The organism is Euzebyales bacterium, from assembly GCA_036374135.1.
GTDB lineage: Bacteria > Actinomycetota > Nitriliruptoria > Euzebyales > JAHELV01 > JAHELV01.
The window spans coordinates 53214-72982 of the sequence record DASUUK010000088.1 but is presented as its reverse complement, the minus strand read 5'-3'; the positions used below and the strand labels follow the sequence as shown (position 1 = coordinate 72982).

The window sequence follows — 19769 nt, the reverse complement described above, 5'->3', positions numbered from 1 at the left end:
TTGACCCTGGCGGCGGAGGTGCAGCACCGCCTGTTGCCTGGGTCGTTCACCTGCGAGGGTGGCCAGTTCACGCTCGCGGCGTGGCTCGAGCCCGCGGGGGAGGTCGCGGGTGACACGTTCGACTTCGCCGTGGAGCGTGATGTGCTCCACGTGTCGGTGACGGACGCGATGGGTCATGGCGTCGAGGCGTCCGTCCTGGCCACGTTGCTGGTCGGCGCGTTGCGCAACGCACGTCGCGCGGGCGCGGAGCTGGCCGCGCAGGCAGCTCTTGCCGACGAGGGGCTCGGCCGCTACGTCGGGTCGGGGGGCGGCTTCGTGACCGGTCAGCTCGCTCGTATCGACCTGCGTACGGGCACCGCGAGCATCGTCAACGCCGGCCACCCTGCGCCGCTGCGGCTGCGCGATGGTCGCGTCGAGAGCCTCGTCCTGCCGCCCGACTTGCCGTTCGGGACCTTGGTCTCCGGGGGCTACACGGTGCATCCCGTGCCGCTGGCGCAGGGTGACCGGCTGGTGTTCTTGACCGATGGGATGATCGAGCGGAATGCGGCAAGCGTCGACATCCGCGGCCTCATCGTGCAGAGCGCCGGCATGCATCCCCGGGAAGCCGTGCAGGACCTCACGCATGCAGTGCTCGAGGCAGCCGGCGGCCAGCTCCAGGACGACGCCACCGTCCTGTGTCTCGACTGGCACGGCGGAGCCGCAGACGACGTCGCCCGTCAGCCGACACGAACCCCGGCTGAGCTCCACCCCGGCTCGACTAGTCCCCGCGACAGGGACGCTATGGCTCTACGGCCGAGCCGGCGTCATGGCAGCACCTAGGCGTCGATCGCCGACGCGGACCTTGCGGCGAAGGTCCGACATCGAGAACCTGCGACTTGATCACTCTCCGTGAGGAACGGTGCCGACTGCTGGCGGCAACCGCTGCTCGCCGGCGAGCGCAGTCGACCGGCGCAACGCTTCCCGAGACTCCGGAAACACGCCTTGCGCGATGAGCGCAGTGCCCAGGGCCTGCAGCGCCCAGATGATGGCTACCACGTCGCCTGCCGTCTCGGCTTCCGCGAGCACGTCGCGGCACTCGATGAGACCCGCGTCCCACTCCCCGCGTGCGCAGCGCACCCATGCAAGCTCCACCCGTGCCGGGCGGCGGGCGGGACCATCCCCGACTCCTCGAACAGCGCCACGGCCCGCCGTTCGCTGTCCAGCGCGTCGTCAAAGGACCCTGCGGCCCACGCCTGGAGCGTCGCCAGCCGGAGATGCACCGTGGCCCGCTTCACGCGGTCGGGGTGGTCACGCAGGACGGTGTCCATGCGCTGCAGGGCACGAATCGCCGTGCCGGTCTCGACGTCGGCGCGATGGTCCGGCAGCTACTTCGGGGTCAGTGCCATGGCATCGAGCACGTCCAGCCCGTCGGAGCGACTGTCGAGGGCTCGTTCGGCCATGTTGGCTCGGACGCAGAACCGCGGCAGCGGGTTTGGAACCCGCCGCACTGCCACGATCAGGCGCTGGCGGGCAGCGTCGCTTGTCGCCCCGCTGCCACGTTGTCCCGCAGCGTCATGGACGGTTGGAGCGCACCACCCTGCTCGGGCTTCACGTTCTGGGCAGCGCTCTAGGCGTATGGGGAGGCCATCACTGCCCCATTCGTCGTCCCTGTTCGGCGTCGGCCACGATCTTCGCGATCCGCCGGGCCCGCGTGTTGGGCTTTGCGGCGCTGATGACCTGCCACAACATCTGCTTGCGCGCCGATGGCGGAAATGTGTCCCAGTGCGCGCGCGCCCGGGGCACCGCGTCGAGCGCTCCGGCGAGGTCGTCCGGTTCGACGAGGTCCTCCGCCGCGTCGTACAGCGACCACCAACCGTTGTCCTTCGCGACCGCGACGGCGCGGCGTCCCGCCTCGGTCATGCGGCCCTCGGCCTCGAGCCTGGCGACCCGTTCACGGTTCAGGCGCGTCCAGCCGCTGCGCGGCCGCCGGGGCGTCATCAACTGCAGGCCGCGGGCGTCGTCGAGGGTGTTCACGGTCGAGTCGATCCAGCCGAAGCACAGCGCCTCCTCGACCGCTTCGTCGTAGGGGACGGCGGGCCACCCGGTGCCGCGCTTCCACGACGCCAGCCACACCCCGGATGTGGCGGCGTGATACGCGGTAAGCCACGCTCGCCAGGCTTCTCGCGTCTCGGCGTGGTAGATCGGATAGCCGAACTTCCAGGTCGGCGGATGCTCCGAGGCGGTCGCTGGGACGTCCACGAGTGACATGCACACAGTCTGCCGCGGGCTCTCCGGCAACGGCGGCGCCGGATCCCGCGCACCTTGTCAGTCCGCAGATGGACTCATGGGGCTCATCAGCTGGAAGTAGTTGTTGTCGGGATCGGCGAGCGTCGCGATCCACATGCCCTCCCCCGGGCGCGGCTCGTACGGTTCTCGCACGACGATGGCGCCGGCCTTCTCGACCCGTTCGAACTCGCCCTTCACGTCGGCGGTCTCGATGTTGCAGATGATCCGGCCCGGGTCGGGATTGCTGCCCGTGACCTCGTCGTGCGGCCCGACAGTGAGTGAACCTGCGCCGAGTTGCCAACCGGTGAAGCTTTGCTCGGACCAGTCGGGCGCGCCAAACAGCTTCGTGTAGTAGTCTGCGAGGCGCTTGGCGTCCTCCGATCCGATCATCACGCTGTTGAGGTTCATGGCTGCTCCTTGTTGATAGGTCGACCGCAACACGCCGCACAGTCATGACCGCGGCGGCGTGGAAAATTCATCGCCGCTGAGGCGGGTCACTACGACCCTCGACATCACTGATTGATGACCGCAGACATCCGCTGCCGTAAGATCGTCGCGTCTTCGGTGGCAAACCGATCCCGGAACGTTGCACTACCGCACTTTCCCAGCCCGAGACCAGACGGCGGGCACGAAGCTACTGAGCGTGAGGATGTTCGCGCCCGGTCGACTCCACCCTTCCCAGCGAGAGCCGCATTCGGTCGACGCAGCGTGGAGACATTGGGCCGTACTTGTCGACTCCCTCGTGCGGCTCCTGTACGGCTGTTGGCGCGATGTCGCCCCGGCTCTAGGTTCGGCCGACCCGCGATCGAGGGCGCCGGAGACCAGGTCCGGCCATCGTCCCGTCCGCTGGCGCGGAGCGGCGTTGTCCGCATGCGGCCGGGCTGCATGTATCGTCGTTCAGCTATTGCCCGGGCGCGCGTCCTGGACACGAGGTCGTTCGAGCGGGCCTCCCTGGCCTAGCAGCCGGGGTCATTCTCGAGCCCGCCGTCGCCTGGGCAGGAACCGGCCGGTCCGTTCGGTGTACCTGTGGTAGGCGTCGCCGAGTCCCTCGGGGGAGGCCAGTAACTCCTCTTCTGCCGCCACCCACCACATGGTGGCCATCGTCCACGCCACTGCTACCCCCGCCAGCAGGTAGCTGCGGAACACGAGGCTGAGCCCCACCGCAATGGCCGTGGAAGAGCTGTAGATGGGATGCCGGACGTAGTGGTAGGGCCCGGAGGTCACCAGCTCGTGGTCCACCGTCACGCCCTCCACGCTCACGTACCGTCCCAGGACCCGGGCGGCCCAGACAAGCACGGCCATTCCTACCGCCCACAGTCCCAGGCCGATCCCTTGCAGGAGGGGATCGATGCCGGAGGACCAGTTCAGCCACCCGCCGTATCCCCACCCGGGGGCGACGACCACGAAGGCCGGATACAGGAGCGGGACAACCTGTGCCAGGTCGCCTCCCCGACCGATGAGGCGTGGGGGCTGCAGCCTGACCCGCAGCCGGGCATCGCGACCGGGGCGCTCCCACCGGGAACCCAGCACCCAGATGGCCCCGTGGGCTGCTGTCATCAATGCCGCCAGGAATTGAGCCGTGGCCGCGTGCACGTCGCTTCCCCTCCTCGACCCGTGAGGGGCACTACTGGCCTGTTGTAGCCAGTATGCAACGCACAGGGTGTTGGCGGACCGCGGTCTCGCCGGCCGATGCGAAGACTGTCGACGTCCTCATCCTCGAGGGCTTCGTGCTACCGAGCGTGAGAGCGCCCGCAGTCAGCTCAATCATCGCGTCCCGGCATGGCACGAGGTTGCGCGCGCCCAGTGAGAGAGACTGGACCGTGTGCTCTATGCGGTCGCCCGCATCGCCGATGGCTTCCACAGATGCAGCCAGAGCCAGGCCTCCTGTGACCGCCAGCAGCGTACGCAAGGTCAGCAGTGGCCGCTCGTGCCTCAGCGCCGGTGCCGCACCAGAATCCGCAACGGTTCCCACCTGCACGATCAGCACCGCAATCGCGCCAACTGCGATGGCGATGCCGAACCCGGACCACGTTCGGGCTGGTCAGCAGACGGTAACGCTGCGTAGCACCACGGGCTTCGGGATGCTGGACCTCCGCGCTCGTCTCGGGCGTCGATTGCGTCGCGGGGACCGCCGCGCTGCGACGTCGCGACCGTAACGTGCGGTGCGCAGGTGAGGCTGCGCCAGTCCGCCAGCCGCGTGTTTCGGTCTTGCCGACGTAGGCGACGGCGTCGTCGGTGCTCATGGAACGGCCGCGTGCCCAGGCGAGGTCGACGCCGGCTGGCGTGAGGGTGCGGCGGGCGGCGTCGCGCGGGCGTTCGACTTCCCGGCGGCAATGCTGGACGGTCAGCGCCGCCGCCGGCGTGTTGACGCAGGCGCGACGCCGCGCCGGGAAGCTAGGGGATTGGCGGTTCCGGGTGTCGACAGACCGCCGACGACCCCTAGATTCCGCCCAGTCCTGGTGGGGCCGAAGACTTCGACGTGGAGTCCTGTCCATCGACCCCCGGCCCGGCGGACTGCCGATTCCGCCAGGCGTCCACCTACGGTCGACCGTCGACGGGACCGGCGGTGCCTACTGATCGTGGCCCTCATCGTCGAAGGGGTCACCACCCTCGACGCCGCGCTGGCCCACCGCCGTACCGCCCGTACCAGCTCCAGGCCGCCATTGCGGCATGCCACGCGACCGCCCCGGACGCCGAGCGCACCGACTGGGTGCAGATCGCCCACCTGTACGGCGAGCTGGCTCGCGCCGCCCCGTCGCCGGTGGTGGAACTGAACCGTGCCGTGTCCATCGCGATCGCGGACGGCATCCCGTCTGGCCTCGCCCTGGTGGACGACCTCGTCGCGTCGGGCGCGCTCGACGGCTACCACCTGCTGTGGGCGACCCGCGGACCTGCTGCGGCGGCTGGGCCGGTCCCAGGACACGAGAGCCGTCTACGAGCAGGCGCTGCGCCTGGCCCCGACCTCGGCGGAGCGCCGCATCCTCGTGCGCAGGCTCGCGGCCCTTGGGCAGCCGGAACCGAACCCCCTTCCAGCGCGACCGGCAGCAGGCACACCCGGGTCGGTTCACCCGGCGAATCCGCGACAGGCATCTGATACGTCTGTCGGATGGATGATGACTGCAGGGACCGGTACACGGCGTTGGAGTGGTTGTCGCCAGCCGGCGTTCGCCGACGTGCCCGCCCACTCGTCGTCCGTGCCGAGTCCGAAGTGGGCGTGGAACGGCTGCTCGGCGAGCGTGACGCCCCTCGTCGGTCAGGGGGACCGACTTCGCCGTCGATCGGGGATCGCCGATGTGGCCGTGTTCGTGGAGGCGGGCCATGGCGTCCCAGTCGAAGCTCTTCCACGCCCGCCGTGCCGCGTTGAGGTGCAGCAGCGCGAGACGATGTCCTCGACCTTGGGTTCGTCATACATCGTCGCCACCGATCGATGCCGCCAGCACTCCAAGACTCGTGCGCGGCACTCCTCCGCGTCGACGAACGGGTTGCGGGCTCCTGGCAGAACGGCGACGCGGGTCGTCGAGCGAGCACCTGGCTGACGCACTGGTGCGAGATGCCGAGGATGCGCCCGATCTCGCACCGAGCGGCCTGACGCCCGCGTCGCCGATCGCGTCCCGCAGTTCCTCGTCGTCACGCCGCACACCCAGGTGGAAGCGCCGCTCCTGCCGACCGCCGATCGCGGTCGCCGGTCCGTCGCCGGTCGTCGACGGGGCGTCCGAAGCCCGTTGACGCCGACCGGTCACAGCTCGCCGAGCCCGCTTTCGACCAGGCGGACAAGGTCGGCGAGCGTGCGCTCCGCGTCGTCGCCGTCGACGACGATCTCGATCTGGTCGTTCGGTCCGCAGTCCATCGACATGATGGCCAGCGTCGACCGGGCGTCCACCGACTGTGGGCCCTTGCGGACCGTGACGGCACACTTGTGGTCGACGACCGACTTGACGAACACGCGACCAGCGCGGGCGTGCAGGCCGCTGTCGTTGACGACGGTGACGGTTCTGCTCGGCATGTGACACCCCGTTGTGCCGGTCCGATGCCTCACCTTGAAGTTGGGCCCGCTGGGACGTTTGACAAGACCCGGAGCGTTGATTCTGTGTATCCACCGTTGATCTTCGATTGCGACGGTGTGCTGGTCGACAGCGAGGCGGTCTACCTGACGGTCGAGCTGGCCGCCCTCGCAGAGCTCGGCGTGCGCTATGACCGGACGTCGTACGTGCGCACCTTCATGGGGCTCTCGCCCGACCGGTGGCGACGCGACCTGGCCGCGGACGTCGAGGCACGAACGGGCGCTCCGCTGCCTCCGGCGTTCTTCGTCGAGCTCGACGCCACGCTCCGCCGCGCGATCTACGACCACCTGCGACCCGTGCCCGGCGCCCGCGAGGCGGTCGCAGCGGTGGACGGTCCGCGCTGCGTCGCGTCGAGCACGCCGTGGCCGCGGTTGACCTGGAAGCTGGTGAGGACGGGCCTGGACGACCTCTTCGGGCCGCACGTCTACTCCGCGGACGCCGTGGACCATGGCAAGCCGGCGCCGGACCTGTTCTGGCACGCCGCCGCTGGCATGGGGATCGACGCAGCGCGCTGCGTCGTCGTGGAGGACAGCGCGAACGGTGTCCTGGCGGGCGTCGCGGCCGGCATGACCGTGATCGGCTTTGTCGGCGGCGGGCACTGCGTCGACCGCCACGCCGACATGTTGCGTGACGCAGGCGCCACCGCGGTCATCGCTGACCTCGCCGACCTCGGTTCCGCCGTCGACGCGGCGAGCTGAGTGTGCAGACGCTCGGCACTACGCTGCGATGGTCATGACCAGACGACTGCTGGCGGTGTTCGCACACCCCGACGACGAGGCCTTCGGTCCCGGCGCGACGCTCGCGGTGCACAGCGCCGCCGGTGTCGACGTCCACATCGCCACCATGACCGATGGGTCTGCGGGGGCGCCGGCGCCCGGGTATCCCGACGGAGCGGCGCTCGCGACCATCCGACGCGACGAGCTCCGGGCCGCAGCCAAGCAGCTCGGGGCCACCCTGCACCACTTCGAGCACCGCGACTCGGGCTACACCGGGGACCCACGCAACGACGACCCCGCGGCGTTCATGAACGTCGACCCGGAGAAGCCAACCGCCGAGCTCGTCAACCTGATCCGCGACGTCCGACCCGACGTGGTCATCACCCACGACGAGCAGGGTGGCTACCACCACCCCGACCATGTCCGCTGCCACGTTCTGGTCCGTGCTGCCTTCGACGCTGCCGGCGACCCGGCCCGGCACCCCGATCGCGGCACGCCGTTCCAGCCGACCCGGCTGTACAGCGAGACGATGTCGAACCGGTGGGTCAAGGTGATGACCCGCGCCATGCGACTGCTCGGTCGCGATCCGACGCGCTTCGGTGTGAACAACGACGTCGACCTGACGCGCGTCGGGATGGATCCCGCGAGGATCACGACGCGCATCGACGCCCGAGCGGGCTGGGCGGCCAAGCGCGCCGCGGCCGCGTGTCACGCCAGCCAGCGCGGCGACACAGGACCGATCAGCAGGATCCCCACATGGCTGATCTCTCGGATCGCGCCTCGGGACCTGTTCATCCGCGAGGTCCCCGCACCGTGGCCGGGCCTGCGCGAGAACAGCTTCTTCGGCTGAGCAGGCGCGGGGACGTGGAGGGTCGGCCGACGTCCTGGCTGTGCGGTGAGCCCGTCGGCGACCTGGGTCGCGCGACGCGCGTCCACGTCGCCGTCCGAGCGATGACGACGCCAGGCGTGGCGTCGAGTGGCGCAGCCGCCGCATCGTTCGACACGATGAGGTCCGCGCGCCCACGGGCGGTCTTCGTCGAGGTGGCGCTCTTCGGCCGCCGCTCCTTCCCGCCAGAACCAGGGCCTCGCCGTCCCGTGCATTCCACGATCCATCGCAGGCTGCCGGTCGGCGTCGATCCAGATGGTGTAGGCCACAGCAGGTGCGTCCAGTCGAAGAAGTCCTCCCACCAGGCGACGTCGTCGGTGTGGACGGCCGGTGCGTCCAGGGCGTCCGCCAGCGACGCCGCGAACGTCGTCTTGCCCGCGCCGGATCCGCCGTCGACCGCGACAACCCTGGTGTGCCCCTGCCGCGGTGGGCGGTGCAGGATCTGCCGCGCCACCCATGGGAACGTGCGTCGCCCCGGGCTCACTGCGTGGTCCGGGCGGTCCTCCGCCAGCCCCGCGACATAGGCGTCGGCGACCGCGGCCCGGTAGGCGTCCGTGTCACCGCCGAACTGGCAGATGAAGATGTCCGCGAGGTCGGGTGCGTCGGCCAGTGCGTCCCAGGGTCGACGGATCCGACACGTCACTGCGCCGGAACGACTTCGCGCAGTGGACGAACAGCTCGGCGGTCTCGACCACCAGCGCGTGTTCGGGCGACGCAGCTCAGGGTGCGCGCTGTCGAGCACGTCCGCTGCGGTCGTCAGCCAGGCCGGGCCGTTGAGCCGCACCGTCTCGGTCTGCCCGGCACGATGAACAGGAGGCCGGCCTCGCCGGTGGCGACCACGTGGGTGAGTGAGTCCAACCTGTTGTTGCCGCCGAGGTCCGGCAGCGCCACGTGTCGTTCGACGTCGTCCACGCCCCGGCCTCGGTGCGGTGCTTCGCGGCACCGGATGAGCGCGCGTGGTGGAGCGACCTGTGGGCCGACCGCGTGCGGTCCTCCACCTTCGCCCGGCAGGCGGTGGACCGCGGGTTGACCGATGCGGACGAGCTCGCGGAGGTCGCCGAGGCCTGGCACCGGTGGGCCGCCCGCGACGACGGCTGGCTGACGATCGTGCACGGCGAAGTGCTCTGCCGCGGCTGATCCTCTGATCGCCGGAACGCGTCGGCTCCATCGAGGGGACTGAGCGGGGGTGCGTGTTGTGCAGCGGACCTGCGCACGCCTCGACCAGCGGGCCGGCATGGTGAGATTACGCCGCACCCGCGAGACTGGCCCCGTGGCGAACGTCACTGAGCCGACGCGAGGGAGCGCTCCGATGACGACGGATCAACACGTCGCGACCCCACCGGGGTGGGCGACCCACGAGGTGCGCAACCAGCCGCCGCCGCTGATCGACTGGGACGTCGCCGCCTACCCGCCGCTGCTGGAGGCGGTCGAGCGCGAAGGCGCCGCCTGGTACCTCGACGATCTGCACGAGCTCGGACGGCTGGCCGGCGGCACCCGCGCGCAACGGTGGGCACAGGACGCCGACGCCAATCCGCCCCGCCTGCGGACCCACGACCGGTACGGCCACCGTCTCGACGAGGTCGACTACCACGCCGCGTACCACGAGCTGATGCGGGTCGCGGTCGACGCGGGACTGACCGGCGGACCGTGGGCCGGCGACATGGCAGCCGCATCGGTGCCCGCCGGCTCAGAGCACGCCGCACGGGCCGCCGGGTTCTACGTCTGGTGCCACACCGAGCTGGGGCACGGTTGCCCGGTGTCGATGACCCATGCGATCGTCCCGGCGCTGCGCCGGGAACCGGAGCTGGCCGCCATGTGGGAGCCCGGTCTGGTGTCGCGTCACTACGACCCGGACCTGCGCGCGCCCGGCGACAAACCGGGGCTGACCGCCGGCATGGCGATGACCGAGAAGCAGGGCGGCAGTGACGTCCGTGCCAACTCCACGACCGCGCGTTCCACCGCCGATGGCACCTGGCGGCTGACCGGGCACAAGTGGTTCTGCTCGGCGCCGATGAGCGACGCCTTCCTCGTGCTCGCGCAGGCACCCGACGGGTTGACCTGCTTCCTGTTGCCCCGGGTGCTGCCCGACGGCACGCGCAACGCTGTCCGACTGCAACGGCTGAAGGACAAGCTGGGCAACCGGGCGAACGCGTCCAGCGAGATCGAGTTGGCCGACGCGGTCGCGTGGCGCGTGGGTGAGCAGGGCCGCGGGGTCGCCACCATCATCGAGATGGTCGTGGCGACACGGGTCGACTGCGTGATCGGCGCCGCGCTGACCACCCGTCACGCCGTCGCGCAGGCCGCCCACCACGTGAGCCACCGGCGGGCGTTCGGGCGCCGGCTCGTCGACCAGCCGGCGATGACGGCGGTGCTGGCCGACCTGGCCGTCGAGGCGGAGGCGATGACCGCGGTCGCCGTGCGTCTGGCGGCCGCGTTCGGGCGGGCTGCCGCGGGCGATGAGCACGACCGGATGCTCACGCGCCTGGCCGTCCCGGCAGCCAAGTACGCGACGACCAAGCGGTCGGTCACCGCCGTCGCCGAAGCGCTGGAGTGCCTGGGGGGCAACGGCTACGTCGAGGAATCGGGGATGCCGCGGCTGTACCGCGAGGCCCCGCTGTACTCGATCTGGGAGGGCGCGGGCAACGTCCAGGCGCTCGACGTGCCGCGGGCCGTCGCGCGTACGCCCGAGGCCGTCGACGCGGTGCTCGACGAGGTCGACGCGGCGTCCGGTGCTGACGCCCGCCTCGACGCCGCCGCTGCGGAGTTGCGTGCCGAGTTGGCGGACCGTGACGCCGTCGAGCACCGCGCGCGGCGCATGAGCGGGCTCATGGCCGCCGTCGTGCAGGGGGCGTTGCTGGTGCGCCACGCCCCGACCGCCGTCGCCGATGCCTGGTGCGCCACCCGCTTGTCCGGTGGTCACGCGTTCTACGGCACCTTGCCGACCGGCCTCGACCTGGAGCCCATCATCGACCGGGCGACGCCGCGCACGGGTTGACCGCGCGTGGTGTATCGCTCGAGATCCTGTCGACTCCGCGGCCGGCTGCGGCGTGCCCCCGTAAGTGGGGGCTGATCGTGCTCGTCATCCTCGCGCTGCTGCTCATCGCCGCGCTGGTGGGAGCAGTGGCCGCCTTCAGAAGGCGCACCTTGTCATCGTTCGCGAAGAGCGTGGTCGTCGCCGTCGTGATCTACATAGCTGTCGCGTTCGCGTTGGAGCTGGCGGCCACCTTGTTCGAGCGCAGCTCCTAGTCCTGGCCGGCAGGCTCGACATTCGACCGCCACGGCACGCGGGGCCATACTGGCTGACGTCTGCCGACGGGCCGTCCTGCGGTCGGTCAGCCGCCCTCGATCCACCGGACGTAGCGCTCGGCCGAACGCTCGACGAGCCCGTTGTCGGCGGCAATCACCGTGTCCCACCAGCCGCCGTAGATGCGCGCGAACGGGTGGCGCGTCACGCGGTCGGCAACCTCGCGGACTGTCGCCGCGGGCAGGGGGATCAGGTTCGGATAGGAGCGCATGAAGCTGACGGTGCGGTCCTTGACGACCGTCGCGGTGTCGCCGACGAAGACGGCGCCCGCCCCGTCCGCGCCCTCGTCCCAGACCGCGACCGCGCTCCCGTCGAAGTGGCCACCGCACTGCACGAGGTGGATGCCGGGCAGCGGCTCGGCCTCGTCGTCCCACCACCGGATCGCGGTGTCATTGCGCTGCACCCATGCGCTATCGGCGGTCGGCAGCCACAACGGTGCGTCGTCGAATGCGTGGCTCCACTCGACCATCGCGCCGTAGAAGTGGGGGTGCGAGCATGCGATCCCGGCGATGCCGCCGCGGTCGCCCACTGCGGTGACCGCGTCGTCGTCGATGTAGCCGACGCAGTCCCACAGCAGGTTGCCGGCGTCGGTACGGATCAGGCATGCGCGCTGGCCGATGCCGAGGGACGGGATGACCCCGACGCCGTGCACGCCGGGCTCGATCCCGCGCACCTCGATGCGGTGGCCGTCCCCGGCGAGCTCGCGCAGGCTGGTCCAACGTTGCCCGTCGGCCGGCACCCACTGACGCTCGTCCTCGCAGATCGGGCAGACGTCCTGGGGCGCGCCCGGTTGCTGCTGGACCGCGCAGGTGGCGCAGACCGGGGCGTCGAGCTCCATCGCCGCGCTGCCGGGACCGGTCAGGTCAGGCGCTCGTAGATGACCGCCATGCCCTGACCGCCGCCGACGCACATGGTCTCGAGCCCGATCGTCCTGTCGTGGTACGCAAGGCTGTTGAGCAGCGTGGTCGTGATCCGTGCGCCGGTCATGCCGAACGGGTGTCCGACCGCGATCGCCCCGCCGTTGACGTTCAGGCGATCGATGTCGATGTCCAGCTCGCGGTACGACGGGATCACCTGCGCCGCGAACGCTTCGTTGATCTCGACCAGGTCGATGTCGTCGATGGTCATGCCGGCGTGGTCGAGCGCCTGACGGGTCGCGCCCACCGGTCCAAGGCCCATGATCTCCGGCGACAGGCCCGTCACGCCGGTGGCGAGCACGCGCGCCAGCGGCTGGATGCCCAGCTCGCGCGCCTTCGACTCGCGCATCACGACCACCGCCGCGGCGCCGTCGTTCAGCGGGCACGCGTTGCCGGCGGTCACGGTGCCGTCGGGGCGGAACACAGGGTCGAGCCCGGCCAGCTTGTCCATCGTCGTGCCGCGCCGGATGCCGTCGTCCGTGGCGATCTCGGCGCCGTCCGGCGTCGTGACGGGTGTGATCTCGCGCTCCCAGAAGCCGTTGTCGAGCGCCCCCTCGGCCCGGTTCTGCGACCGGCACGCGAACTCGTCCTGCTCGGTGCGGCTGATCCCACGGAGCGCGGCCACGTTCTCGGCGGTCTGGCCCATCGCGATGTAGATGTCGGGCATGTCACCGTGGTCGCGGGGGTCCTCCCACGACTCCGCGCCCTGCTCCGCGCGCTTGGCCGTGCGGTCCTGTGCGTCGGCGAACGCCGGGTTCTGGGTGTCCGGCAGGCCGTCGCTGGTGCCCTTCGTGAATCGGCTGACCATCTCGACACCGGCGGAGATGAACACGTCGCCCTCGCCTGCGGCGATCGCGTGGAACGCCATGCGGGTGGTCTGCAGACTCGAGGAGCAGTAGCGCGTGACCGTCGTGCCCGGCACCCCGTCGAGCCCCAGCAGCACGGCGACGACGCGACCCATGTTGTAGCCCTGCTCACCGCCCGGCAGGCCACAGCCCAGCAGCAGGTCATCGATCTCGGTCGGGTCGAGTTCGGGCACCTTGTCGAGGGCAGCCCGGACGATCGTGGCGGTCAGGTCATCGGGCCGCAGACCGGTCAGCGACCCCTTGTTGGCACGTCCGATCGGCGAACGGGCGGTGGCGACGATCACGGCTTCCGACATGGCGACTCCCTCGACGATTGCGCGGCAGATCTACCCCCATTGTGGCCGCGCGATCCGGGGCCTCGACCTCTCGGCCCAACCCGCGCCCGAGCCGACGCGAACCGGCCGCTGTCGCTCGCGATGTGCAACCGGTGCGCGTCGTCCCAGCCATGACCGGTCAGCCCAGCCGCGACTGCAGTCGACGCATGCCGGCGAGCCAGCGGTCGTGGTCGGCCGCGCGCTGCACCGTGTAGCCGCCGACCTCAGGATGGGGCAGGATCAGGAAGCGGCCGTCGGCCAGTGCCTCCATCACCACGTCGGCAACCTGCTCGACGCCGATCGCCGACGGTTCCAGCAGCGCGCGGATGCGCTCGTCGGCCCGCTCCAGCAGATCGGTGCGCACGCCCTGCGGGCACAGTGCCTGCACCGTGATCCCGCGGTCGCCGTACGTGATCGCCATCCACTCGGCGAACGCCAGGGCGCCGTGCTTGGTGACGGCGTACGGAGCGGACCCGATCTGGCTCAGCAGTCCAGCCGCGGACACGGTCGCGAGGAAATGGCCGCGACCGCGTTCGAGCCAACCCGGCAGCAGTGCGCGCGCTGCGCGGACGTGGCCCATCACATTGACCTCCCACGACCGTGCCCACGTGTCCTCGGACGCGTCGGGTCCACCGGCGACGGCGATGCCCGCGTTCGCGCAGAAGATGTCGATCGGTCCGAGATGGTCGACGGCCTGCTCGACCAGGCGGGCGGCACCGTCGGCGCGGGTGGCGTCGCCAGGGACGGCGTGGCCGTCGATGTCTGCGGCGACCTCGGCCGTGGCGTCGACGTCGAGATCGTTCACCACGACGCGCGCGCCCTCGCTCGCGAACCGGCGGGCCAGGGCTGCACCGATGCCGCGACCCGCCCCGGTGACGACGACCACGCGTCCGTCGAGCTCCATGGGCGTCCACCTTCTCGTGATCCGGGCGAATTGCCAGTGTCGCGCAGTCGAATGATCGGTTACGCTTCCGGGTGATCCGTACGCGCCGCGTCCGTTCCGGCCGAGGCGGCGGGGCGACGCGACGCCAGACGTGACGCTACTGCGTCAGGAGGCCCAGATGCCCGCTGGCTCTGTCTCAGAGGTCGCCGAACCGCATTCCGCAGGCCCGCTCGGGCTCCCGTCGCTCGGACAGCCGTCCGTCAGCATGGTCGCTGACGGTCTGCCGGCCGGCGCGAGCATGGCCGACACGGGCGTGGACTGCGCCCGCTGCGGAGGTCGCGGCGGGGTGTACCTGCCCTCGTTGTGCCTCGAACTGTCGTGCCCCGAGTGCGGCTGACCTAGCACCACATCGGTCGGCGGCCACTGGCACGCCGGACCCTCCACACGAGCCACCACCGGCTGTCGCCATCGCCGGCCGACAGCCCGGCACCCGACTGCGGCCCGAAGCGGGCGCGCCACCCGCACGCGCGTCATCGCGTCCGATGCGCTGCTCCCACCGCGGGCGGTCATCGGACGTCGGCCCGGCGGATGCGACGAACAGTGCCCAGACGGTGTCGACAGGCGGGGGGATGGCGGTCAGGTCACCCGACGCAGAACTCGTTGCCCTCGGGGTCGCCCAGCGTCACGGCGTAATGGTCGCGGACATCGCCGTCGACCACGCGCACGATCGTCGCCCCGAGGCCGACGAGCCGCTCGACCTCCGCGTCGACGATGCGGCGTCGTTCTGCGATGGGTGTGCCGCGCCCGGCAACGAGCAGGTCGAGGTGCAGGCGGTTCTTGACCGACTTGGCTTCCGGCACGGGCTGGAACCACACCGACGGCCCGGTGCCGGTGGGATCGACCAGCCGGTCGACGCCGTCGTCGATCTCGTCCTCGGGCACCCCGACGCTGCGGTACCAGTCGGCCCACGAGTCGTGGCCGTCCGGCGGGGGCGGCGGCACGTAGCCGAGCGCCGCGGCCCAGAACCGCGCGAGCCGGTCGGGGTCCGCGCAGTCGATGACGAGCTGCAGTTGCGGCGTCGTCACGGGCGCCGGCGGGGCTGTGTCGCTCGCCATCAGGCGCGGACGACCGACACACGCACCGCCTCGTCGTCGCCGACGGTGCCCTCCGCGACGTGACCTTCGGCCCCGAGCGAGCCGTACGCCACCGTCGCCGCCAGCACCTCGCCCGCGACGAACGCCTCGTGCTCGCGGACCGCGTCGACCACGGCATCGTCGCCGTCGACGTGCAGTTCGATCCGATCCGAGACGTTCAACCCGGCGTCGCGCCGCGCCTGCTGGACGACCCGGACGACGTCGCGGGCGCGTCCCTCGGCCGCGAACGCGGGCGTCACCTCGGTGTCGAGGACGACGACGCCGACGTTGCCGGGCAGCGGTGCTGAACGGTCCGGTTCGGCCGGCACCAGCCGCAGGTCGTACTCGTCGGGGCGCAGTTCGATGCCGCCCGCGGTGACCGCATCACCGTCGACCGTCCAGTCCCCGGACTTCGTCGCACGGATCACTCGCTGCACGTCGCCGCCCAACCGCGGTCCGGCGGCGCGTGGGTTGACCGTCAGCACCGTCGAGCACGCCCCGTCCACGTCGTCGCTCAGCACGACCTCCTTGACGTTCACCTCGTCGGCGATCAGATCGGTGAACGCCTCGAGCTGCTTCGCGTCCTGTGTCGCCACGGTCAGCGACGCAAGCGGCAGGCGTACCCGCAGCCGCCTCGCCTCGCGCAGCGACAGCGCCGCCGAGCACACGTCGCGCACCCGGTCCATCGTCGCGACCAGCCCGTCGTCGGTCGGCAGCGCGTCGGCCTCGGGCCAGTCGGTCATGTGCACCGACCGCCCGCCGGTGAGCCCGCGCCACATGTCCTCGGTCACCATCGGCAGCAGCGGCGCGGCGGCGCGGCACACCGTCTCCAGCACGGTGTACAGCGTGTCGAACGCATCGTGGTCCCCTGCCCAGAACCGGTCCCGCGAGCGGCGGATGTACCAGTTGGTCAACGCGTCGAAGAAACCTCGGACCAGCGCGCACGCACCGGAGATCTCGTAGACGTCCATCGCCATCGTCACGTCGGTGACCAGCGCATGCAACTTGGCGAGGACGTAGCGGTCCAGCACGTGCGTGGAGTCCGTCCGCCGCGTGGCGGTGTAGTCCTCGGCGTTGGCGTACAGCGTGAAGAAGTTGTACGCACTCCACAGCGGATTGAGCACCTGTCGTACGCTGTCGCGGATGCCCTGCTCGGTGACGATGAGGTCGCCGCCGCGCAGGATCGGCGACGCCATCAGGAACCACCGCATGGCGTCGGCGCCGTAGCTGTCGAACATCTCGTAGACGTCCGGGTAGTTGCCCAGCGACTTGCTCATCTTGCGGCCGTCGCTGCCGAGCACGATGCCGTGGGTCACGCAGGTGCGGAACGCCGGGCGATCGAACAGCGCCGTCGCCAGCACGTGCAGCGTGTAGAACCACCCGCGCGTCTGCCCGATGGACTCGACGATGAAGTCCCCGGGATAGTGGTGCTCGAACCAGTCGGCGTTCTCGAATGGGTGGTGGACCTGCGCGAATGGCATGGACCCCGACTCGAACCAGCAGTCGAGCACCTCGGGGACCCGGCGCATCATCGACCGCCCCGTCGGATCGTCCGGGTTGGGGCGCACCAGATCGTCGACGACCGGACGGTGCAGATCGGTGGGGCGCACGCCGAAGTCGCGCTCGATCTCGTCGAGCGAGCCGTACACGTCGACGCGCGGGTACGCGGGATCGTCGGACCGCCACACGGGGATGGGTGAACCCCAGAAGCGGTTGCGGCTGATCGACCAGTCCCGCGCGTTCTCGAGCCACCTGCCCATGGAGCCGTCGCGCACGTGCTCGGGCACCCAGGTGATCTGCTGGTTGAGCTCGACCATGCGGTCGCGGAACTTCGTGACCTCGACGAACCAGCTCGACACCGCCTTGTAGACAAGCGGCGTGTCGCACCGCCAGCAGTGCGGATACGGGTGCTCATAGCTGTCGTGGCGCAGCAGCACGCCCGCCTCGTGCAGGTCGCGGATGATCTGCGGGTTGGCCTCGAAGACCTGTAGGCCCTCGTAGTCGGGCACGACCGACGTGAAACGTGTGTGGTCGTCGACGGTGACCCGCACGGGGATGCCGGCTTCTGCGCACGCTGTCTGGTCGTCTTCGCCGTAGGCGGGCGCCATGTGGACGATGCCGGTGCCCTCGTCGGTCGACACGAAGTCGCCGGCAAGCACCTGGTAGGCGTTGGGCGTGTCGTCCAAGAAGTCGAACAGCGGCGTGTAGCGGTGGCCGACCAGCGTGCTGCCCTTGCGTCGTTCGACGACCTCGGCCTCGCCCAGCTCCCGCTCGTATGCGGCGAGGCGCGCCTCACCGACGATGTAGCGGGTGCCGTCACGTTCGACGACGGCGTAGTCGATGTCGGGTCCGACCGCCACGGCCAGGTTGCTGGGCAGCGTCCAAGGGGTGGTCGTCCAGACCAGCAGCTTCTCGCCGGTGTCGAGCGTGATCGCGACCGTGATCGCGGGGTCCTGGCGGGGCCGGTAGACGTCGTCCATGCGCGTCTCGGTGTTGCTCAGCGGCGTCTCGCACCGCCAGCAGTAGGGCAGGACCCGGAAGCCCTCGTAGATCAGCCCCTTGTCGTAGAGCGTCTTGAACGCCCACATGACGCTTTCCATGTAGTCCAGGTCGAGCGTCTTGTAGTCGTTGTCGAAGTCGACCCAGCGCGCCTGCCGCGTGACGTAGGCCTCCCAGTCCTGCGTGTACTGCAGGACCGACGTGCGGCATGCGTTGTTGAACCGCGCGATGCCCAGGTCGAGCACCTCGGCCTTGGTCGTGATCCCCAGGTCTCGTTCGGCCTTGACCTCGGCGGGCAGACCGTGGCAGTCCCAGCCGAACCGGCGCTCGACGCGCTCGCCCCGCATCGTGCGGTAGCGCGGCACGACATCCTTGACGTAGCCGGTCAGCAGGTGCCCGTAGTGCGGCAGGCCGTTGGCGAACGGGGGACCGTCGTAGAAGACGTACTCGTTGCTGCCGTGCTCGCCGGCGGGGCGCTGCTCCACGGACGCCTCGAACGTGCCGTCGGTCGCCCAGTGCTCGAGGATGCGGCGTTCGATCGCAGGCCAACTCGCGGCCGCCGAGACGTCACGGGTGGGGTCGTCGATGGGGTACGCCATGCGGTCGGTCTCCCTCGCACACATCGTGGTCGTTGCCGTGTGCGAGGACGGACGCCGGGCCGTGTCGGCCGGGGACACCCGCGGTACCACCTCGCTTGACCCTGCCGGAGCAGGATCCGCTTCGTTGCCGGCTGTGACGGGCCGGTCCCGTCCGGTTCTACTTGGGCCGCGCGCGGCCGGTTCTTCCGGAGGCTCGCCGGTGATGGCCGGGTCGACGCCTGTGCACCCAGCCTAGCCCCGGGCGGCGCCACCGCCCAACCCTCCTGGCCACCCGCCATACGACATCCACCTCGCGTTGTAACGACCACCTCGCGTTGTGACGACCACCTCGGGATCGGGCTGCCTGATCCCGAGGGGTGGTCGCCGTCGCACGAGGTGGGTGGCGGTGTGTCGGGGTGGATGTCAAAGCACCTGATATTCGCGTCGTTCGCCAACCACCTCGTGATCCGTGCCGCATGGTGGTTGTCGATCCGCAGGGTGGTTGGGCGCCACACGACTACGGGGCGGGGTCGGGATCACCGACGCGGTGCTGCGCCTGTGCACGTCAGGCGGGTTCACCGAGTTGCACCGGAACTGCTACACGGGCCGGTGCCGACCTTGACGGCGGGTGCGGACGCGCAGGCGCCCGCTCAGTTCCGTGAGAGCAGACGCAGGACGTACCAGAAGAGCAGCGCGAGGCTGGCGAACAGCTGCATCGACGCGGCCACATGCCGGTCGGCCGGATAGGACAGCAGAACCCTCGACGTCTCGAACAGGATCGCGCCGCCCGCGTAGCCGATCATCGCGACGCTGAACCACGTCCCCAGACCGAAGCCGAACAGGACCGCCGCCACGATCGCCATCAGCGCGACGATCCCACCCCACTTCAGCAGCGCCCCCAGCGCCGAGAAGTCACGTCCCGACGTCAGACCGATCAGGGTCAGCCCGGCAAAGCCGACGACCGACAGCATGGCCGCCTGGGTTATGGCGCCGGGCGCCTGCAGCGACGCGATGAAGAGCAGCGGCGCGAAGATCAGCGCCTCGGCCACGATCAGCGCGCCATAACCCGCATACTGCGCTGTCGGCGTGGACGCGCGGAAGGCGACGCTGCTCGACAGCCACGAGATCAACACGAAGCCGCCCAGGATCAGCAGCCAGCTCGTGTTGATGACGAACACGGTGATCGCTTCCGCGAGCCCGGTCGAGAACAACGCGAGCTCGAGCATGATGAAGGCCGCGACGGCGGCGCCGAGGTGGACGTACACCCGACGGAGGAACTGCGCGCGGACGGATGTGGACTCCTGCGCGACGGGCGTCGCATAGCGGAGGGTGGCGGCGTCGGTCATC

General features: G+C 70.4%; 19 protein-coding genes. 7 read left to right on the top strand and 12 right to left on the bottom strand.

What is annotated here, in order from left to right:
* A partial coding sequence (locus VFZ70_15300) for a PP2C family protein-serine/threonine phosphatase (GenBank protein HEX6257173.1) occupies nt 1-819 on the top strand: 819 nt, incomplete at its 5' end.
* A gap of 60 nt (nt 820-879) precedes the next feature.
* Here VFZ70_15300 and VFZ70_15295 read toward each other — a convergent pair.
* From VFZ70_15295 to VFZ70_15275, 5 genes are all read right to left on the bottom strand, one after another.
* Nucleotides 880-1065: a hypothetical protein gene (locus tag VFZ70_15295; GenBank protein ID HEX6257172.1), complete on the bottom strand. Its 186-nt coding sequence runs from the start codon at nt 1063-1065 to the stop codon at nt 880-882.
* A gap of 561 nt (nt 1066-1626) precedes the next feature.
* Entirely contained in the window at nt 1627-2238 is a 612-nt protein-coding gene (locus tag VFZ70_15290; GenBank protein HEX6257171.1) for a YdeI/OmpD-associated family protein, read from the bottom strand.
* 66 nt (nt 2239-2304) lie between these two features.
* Complete coding sequence (locus tag VFZ70_15285; GenBank protein ID HEX6257170.1) at nt 2305-2673, bottom strand: VOC family protein; 369 nt, start codon at nt 2671-2673, stop codon at nt 2305-2307.
* Between the two features lie 561 nt (nt 2674-3234).
* Nucleotides 3235-3822: an isoprenylcysteine carboxylmethyltransferase family protein gene (locus tag VFZ70_15280; GenBank protein HEX6257169.1), complete on the bottom strand. Its 588-nt coding sequence runs from the start codon at nt 3820-3822 to the stop codon at nt 3235-3237.
* Between the two features lie 2179 nt (nt 3823-6001).
* Nucleotides 6002-6268: an HPr family phosphocarrier protein gene (locus tag VFZ70_15275; GenBank protein ID HEX6257168.1), complete on the bottom strand. Its 267-nt coding sequence runs from the start codon at nt 6266-6268 to the stop codon at nt 6002-6004.
* Nucleotides 6269-6364: 96 nt separating this feature from the next.
* On the opposite strand from VFZ70_15275, the gene VFZ70_15270 reads away from it, so the two are divergent.
* Nucleotides 6365-7024, top strand: coding sequence for an HAD-IA family hydrolase (locus VFZ70_15270; GenBank protein HEX6257167.1), 660 nt, complete (start codon nt 6365-6367; stop codon nt 7022-7024).
* A 34-nt stretch (nt 7025-7058) separates the two neighbouring features.
* Nucleotides 7059-7892 carry a PIG-L family deacetylase gene (locus tag VFZ70_15265; GenBank protein HEX6257166.1) on the top strand — a complete coding sequence of 278 codons (834 nt, stop codon included), beginning with the start codon at nt 7059-7061 and terminating at the stop codon, nt 7890-7892.
* On the opposite strand, the gene VFZ70_15260 is transcribed toward VFZ70_15265, so the two are convergent.
* Nucleotides 7834-8571: a hypothetical protein gene (locus VFZ70_15260; GenBank protein ID HEX6257165.1), complete on the bottom strand. Its 738-nt coding sequence runs from the start codon at nt 8569-8571 to the stop codon at nt 7834-7836. The two genes, VFZ70_15265 and VFZ70_15260, sit on opposite strands and share 59 nt — an antisense overlap.
* A gap of 248 nt (nt 8572-8819) precedes the next feature.
* On the opposite strand from VFZ70_15260, the gene VFZ70_15255 reads away from it, so the two are divergent.
* From VFZ70_15255 to VFZ70_15245, 3 genes are all read left to right on the top strand, one after another.
* Nucleotides 8820-9065 carry a hypothetical protein gene (locus VFZ70_15255; protein ID HEX6257164.1) on the top strand — a complete coding sequence of 82 codons (246 nt, stop codon included), beginning with the start codon at nt 8820-8822 and terminating at the stop codon, nt 9063-9065.
* 172 nt (nt 9066-9237) lie between these two features.
* Nucleotides 9238-10923: an acyl-CoA dehydrogenase family protein gene (locus tag VFZ70_15250; GenBank protein ID HEX6257163.1), complete on the top strand. Its 1686-nt coding sequence runs from the start codon at nt 9238-9240 to the stop codon at nt 10921-10923.
* The gene (locus VFZ70_15245) at nt 10920-11174 is read left to right on the top strand and encodes a hypothetical protein (protein ID HEX6257162.1); all 255 of its coding nucleotides are present in this window, start codon (nt 10920-10922) and stop codon (nt 11172-11174) included. Before VFZ70_15250 ends, VFZ70_15245 begins: the two co-directional genes overlap by 4 nt.
* 86 nt (nt 11175-11260) lie before the next feature.
* Here VFZ70_15245 and VFZ70_15240 read toward each other — a convergent pair whose 3' ends face one another.
* The 3 genes from VFZ70_15240 to VFZ70_15230 all read right to left on the bottom strand — a co-directional run bounded on the left by VFZ70_15240 (nt 11261) and on the right by VFZ70_15230 (nt 14233).
* Nucleotides 11261-12070 carry a hypothetical protein gene (locus tag VFZ70_15240; GenBank protein ID HEX6257161.1) on the bottom strand — a complete coding sequence of 270 codons (810 nt, stop codon included), beginning with the start codon at nt 12068-12070 and terminating at the stop codon, nt 11261-11263.
* A 20-nt stretch (nt 12071-12090) separates the two neighbouring features.
* Nucleotides 12091-13311, bottom strand: a complete 1221-nt coding sequence (locus VFZ70_15235; GenBank protein ID HEX6257160.1) for an acetyl-CoA C-acetyltransferase — start codon at nt 13309-13311, stop codon at nt 12091-12093.
* Nucleotides 13312-13468: 157 nt separating this feature from the next.
* A complete protein-coding gene (locus tag VFZ70_15230) occupies nt 13469-14233 on the bottom strand; it encodes an SDR family oxidoreductase (GenBank protein ID HEX6257159.1) in 765 nt (254 codons plus the stop codon).
* Nucleotides 14234-14390: 157 nt separating this feature from the next.
* Here VFZ70_15230 and VFZ70_15225 point away from each other — a divergent pair, with 157 nt between their 5' ends.
* A complete protein-coding gene (locus tag VFZ70_15225; GenBank protein HEX6257158.1) occupies nt 14391-14609 on the top strand; it encodes a hypothetical protein in 219 nt (72 codons plus the stop codon).
* Between the two features lie 244 nt (nt 14610-14853).
* On the opposite strand, the gene VFZ70_15220 is transcribed toward VFZ70_15225, so the two are convergent.
* The 3 genes from VFZ70_15220 to VFZ70_15210 all read right to left on the bottom strand — a co-directional run bounded on the left by VFZ70_15220 (nt 14854) and on the right by VFZ70_15210 (nt 19768).
* Nucleotides 14854-15327, bottom strand: coding sequence for a VOC family protein (locus VFZ70_15220; GenBank protein ID HEX6257157.1), 474 nt, complete (start codon nt 15325-15327; stop codon nt 14854-14856).
* Nucleotides 15327-18443 (bottom strand): isoleucine--tRNA ligase, encoded by a 3117-nt coding sequence (gene ileS, locus VFZ70_15215; protein HEX6257156.1) that lies wholly within the window; start codon nt 18441-18443, stop codon nt 15327-15329. The genes VFZ70_15220 and ileS overlap by 1 nt, the downstream gene beginning before the upstream one ends.
* A gap of 629 nt (nt 18444-19072) precedes the next feature.
* Entirely contained in the window at nt 19073-19768 is a 696-nt protein-coding gene (locus VFZ70_15210; GenBank protein HEX6257155.1) for a Bax inhibitor-1 family protein, read from the bottom strand.
* Between the last annotated feature and the right edge of the window lies 1 nt (nt 19769).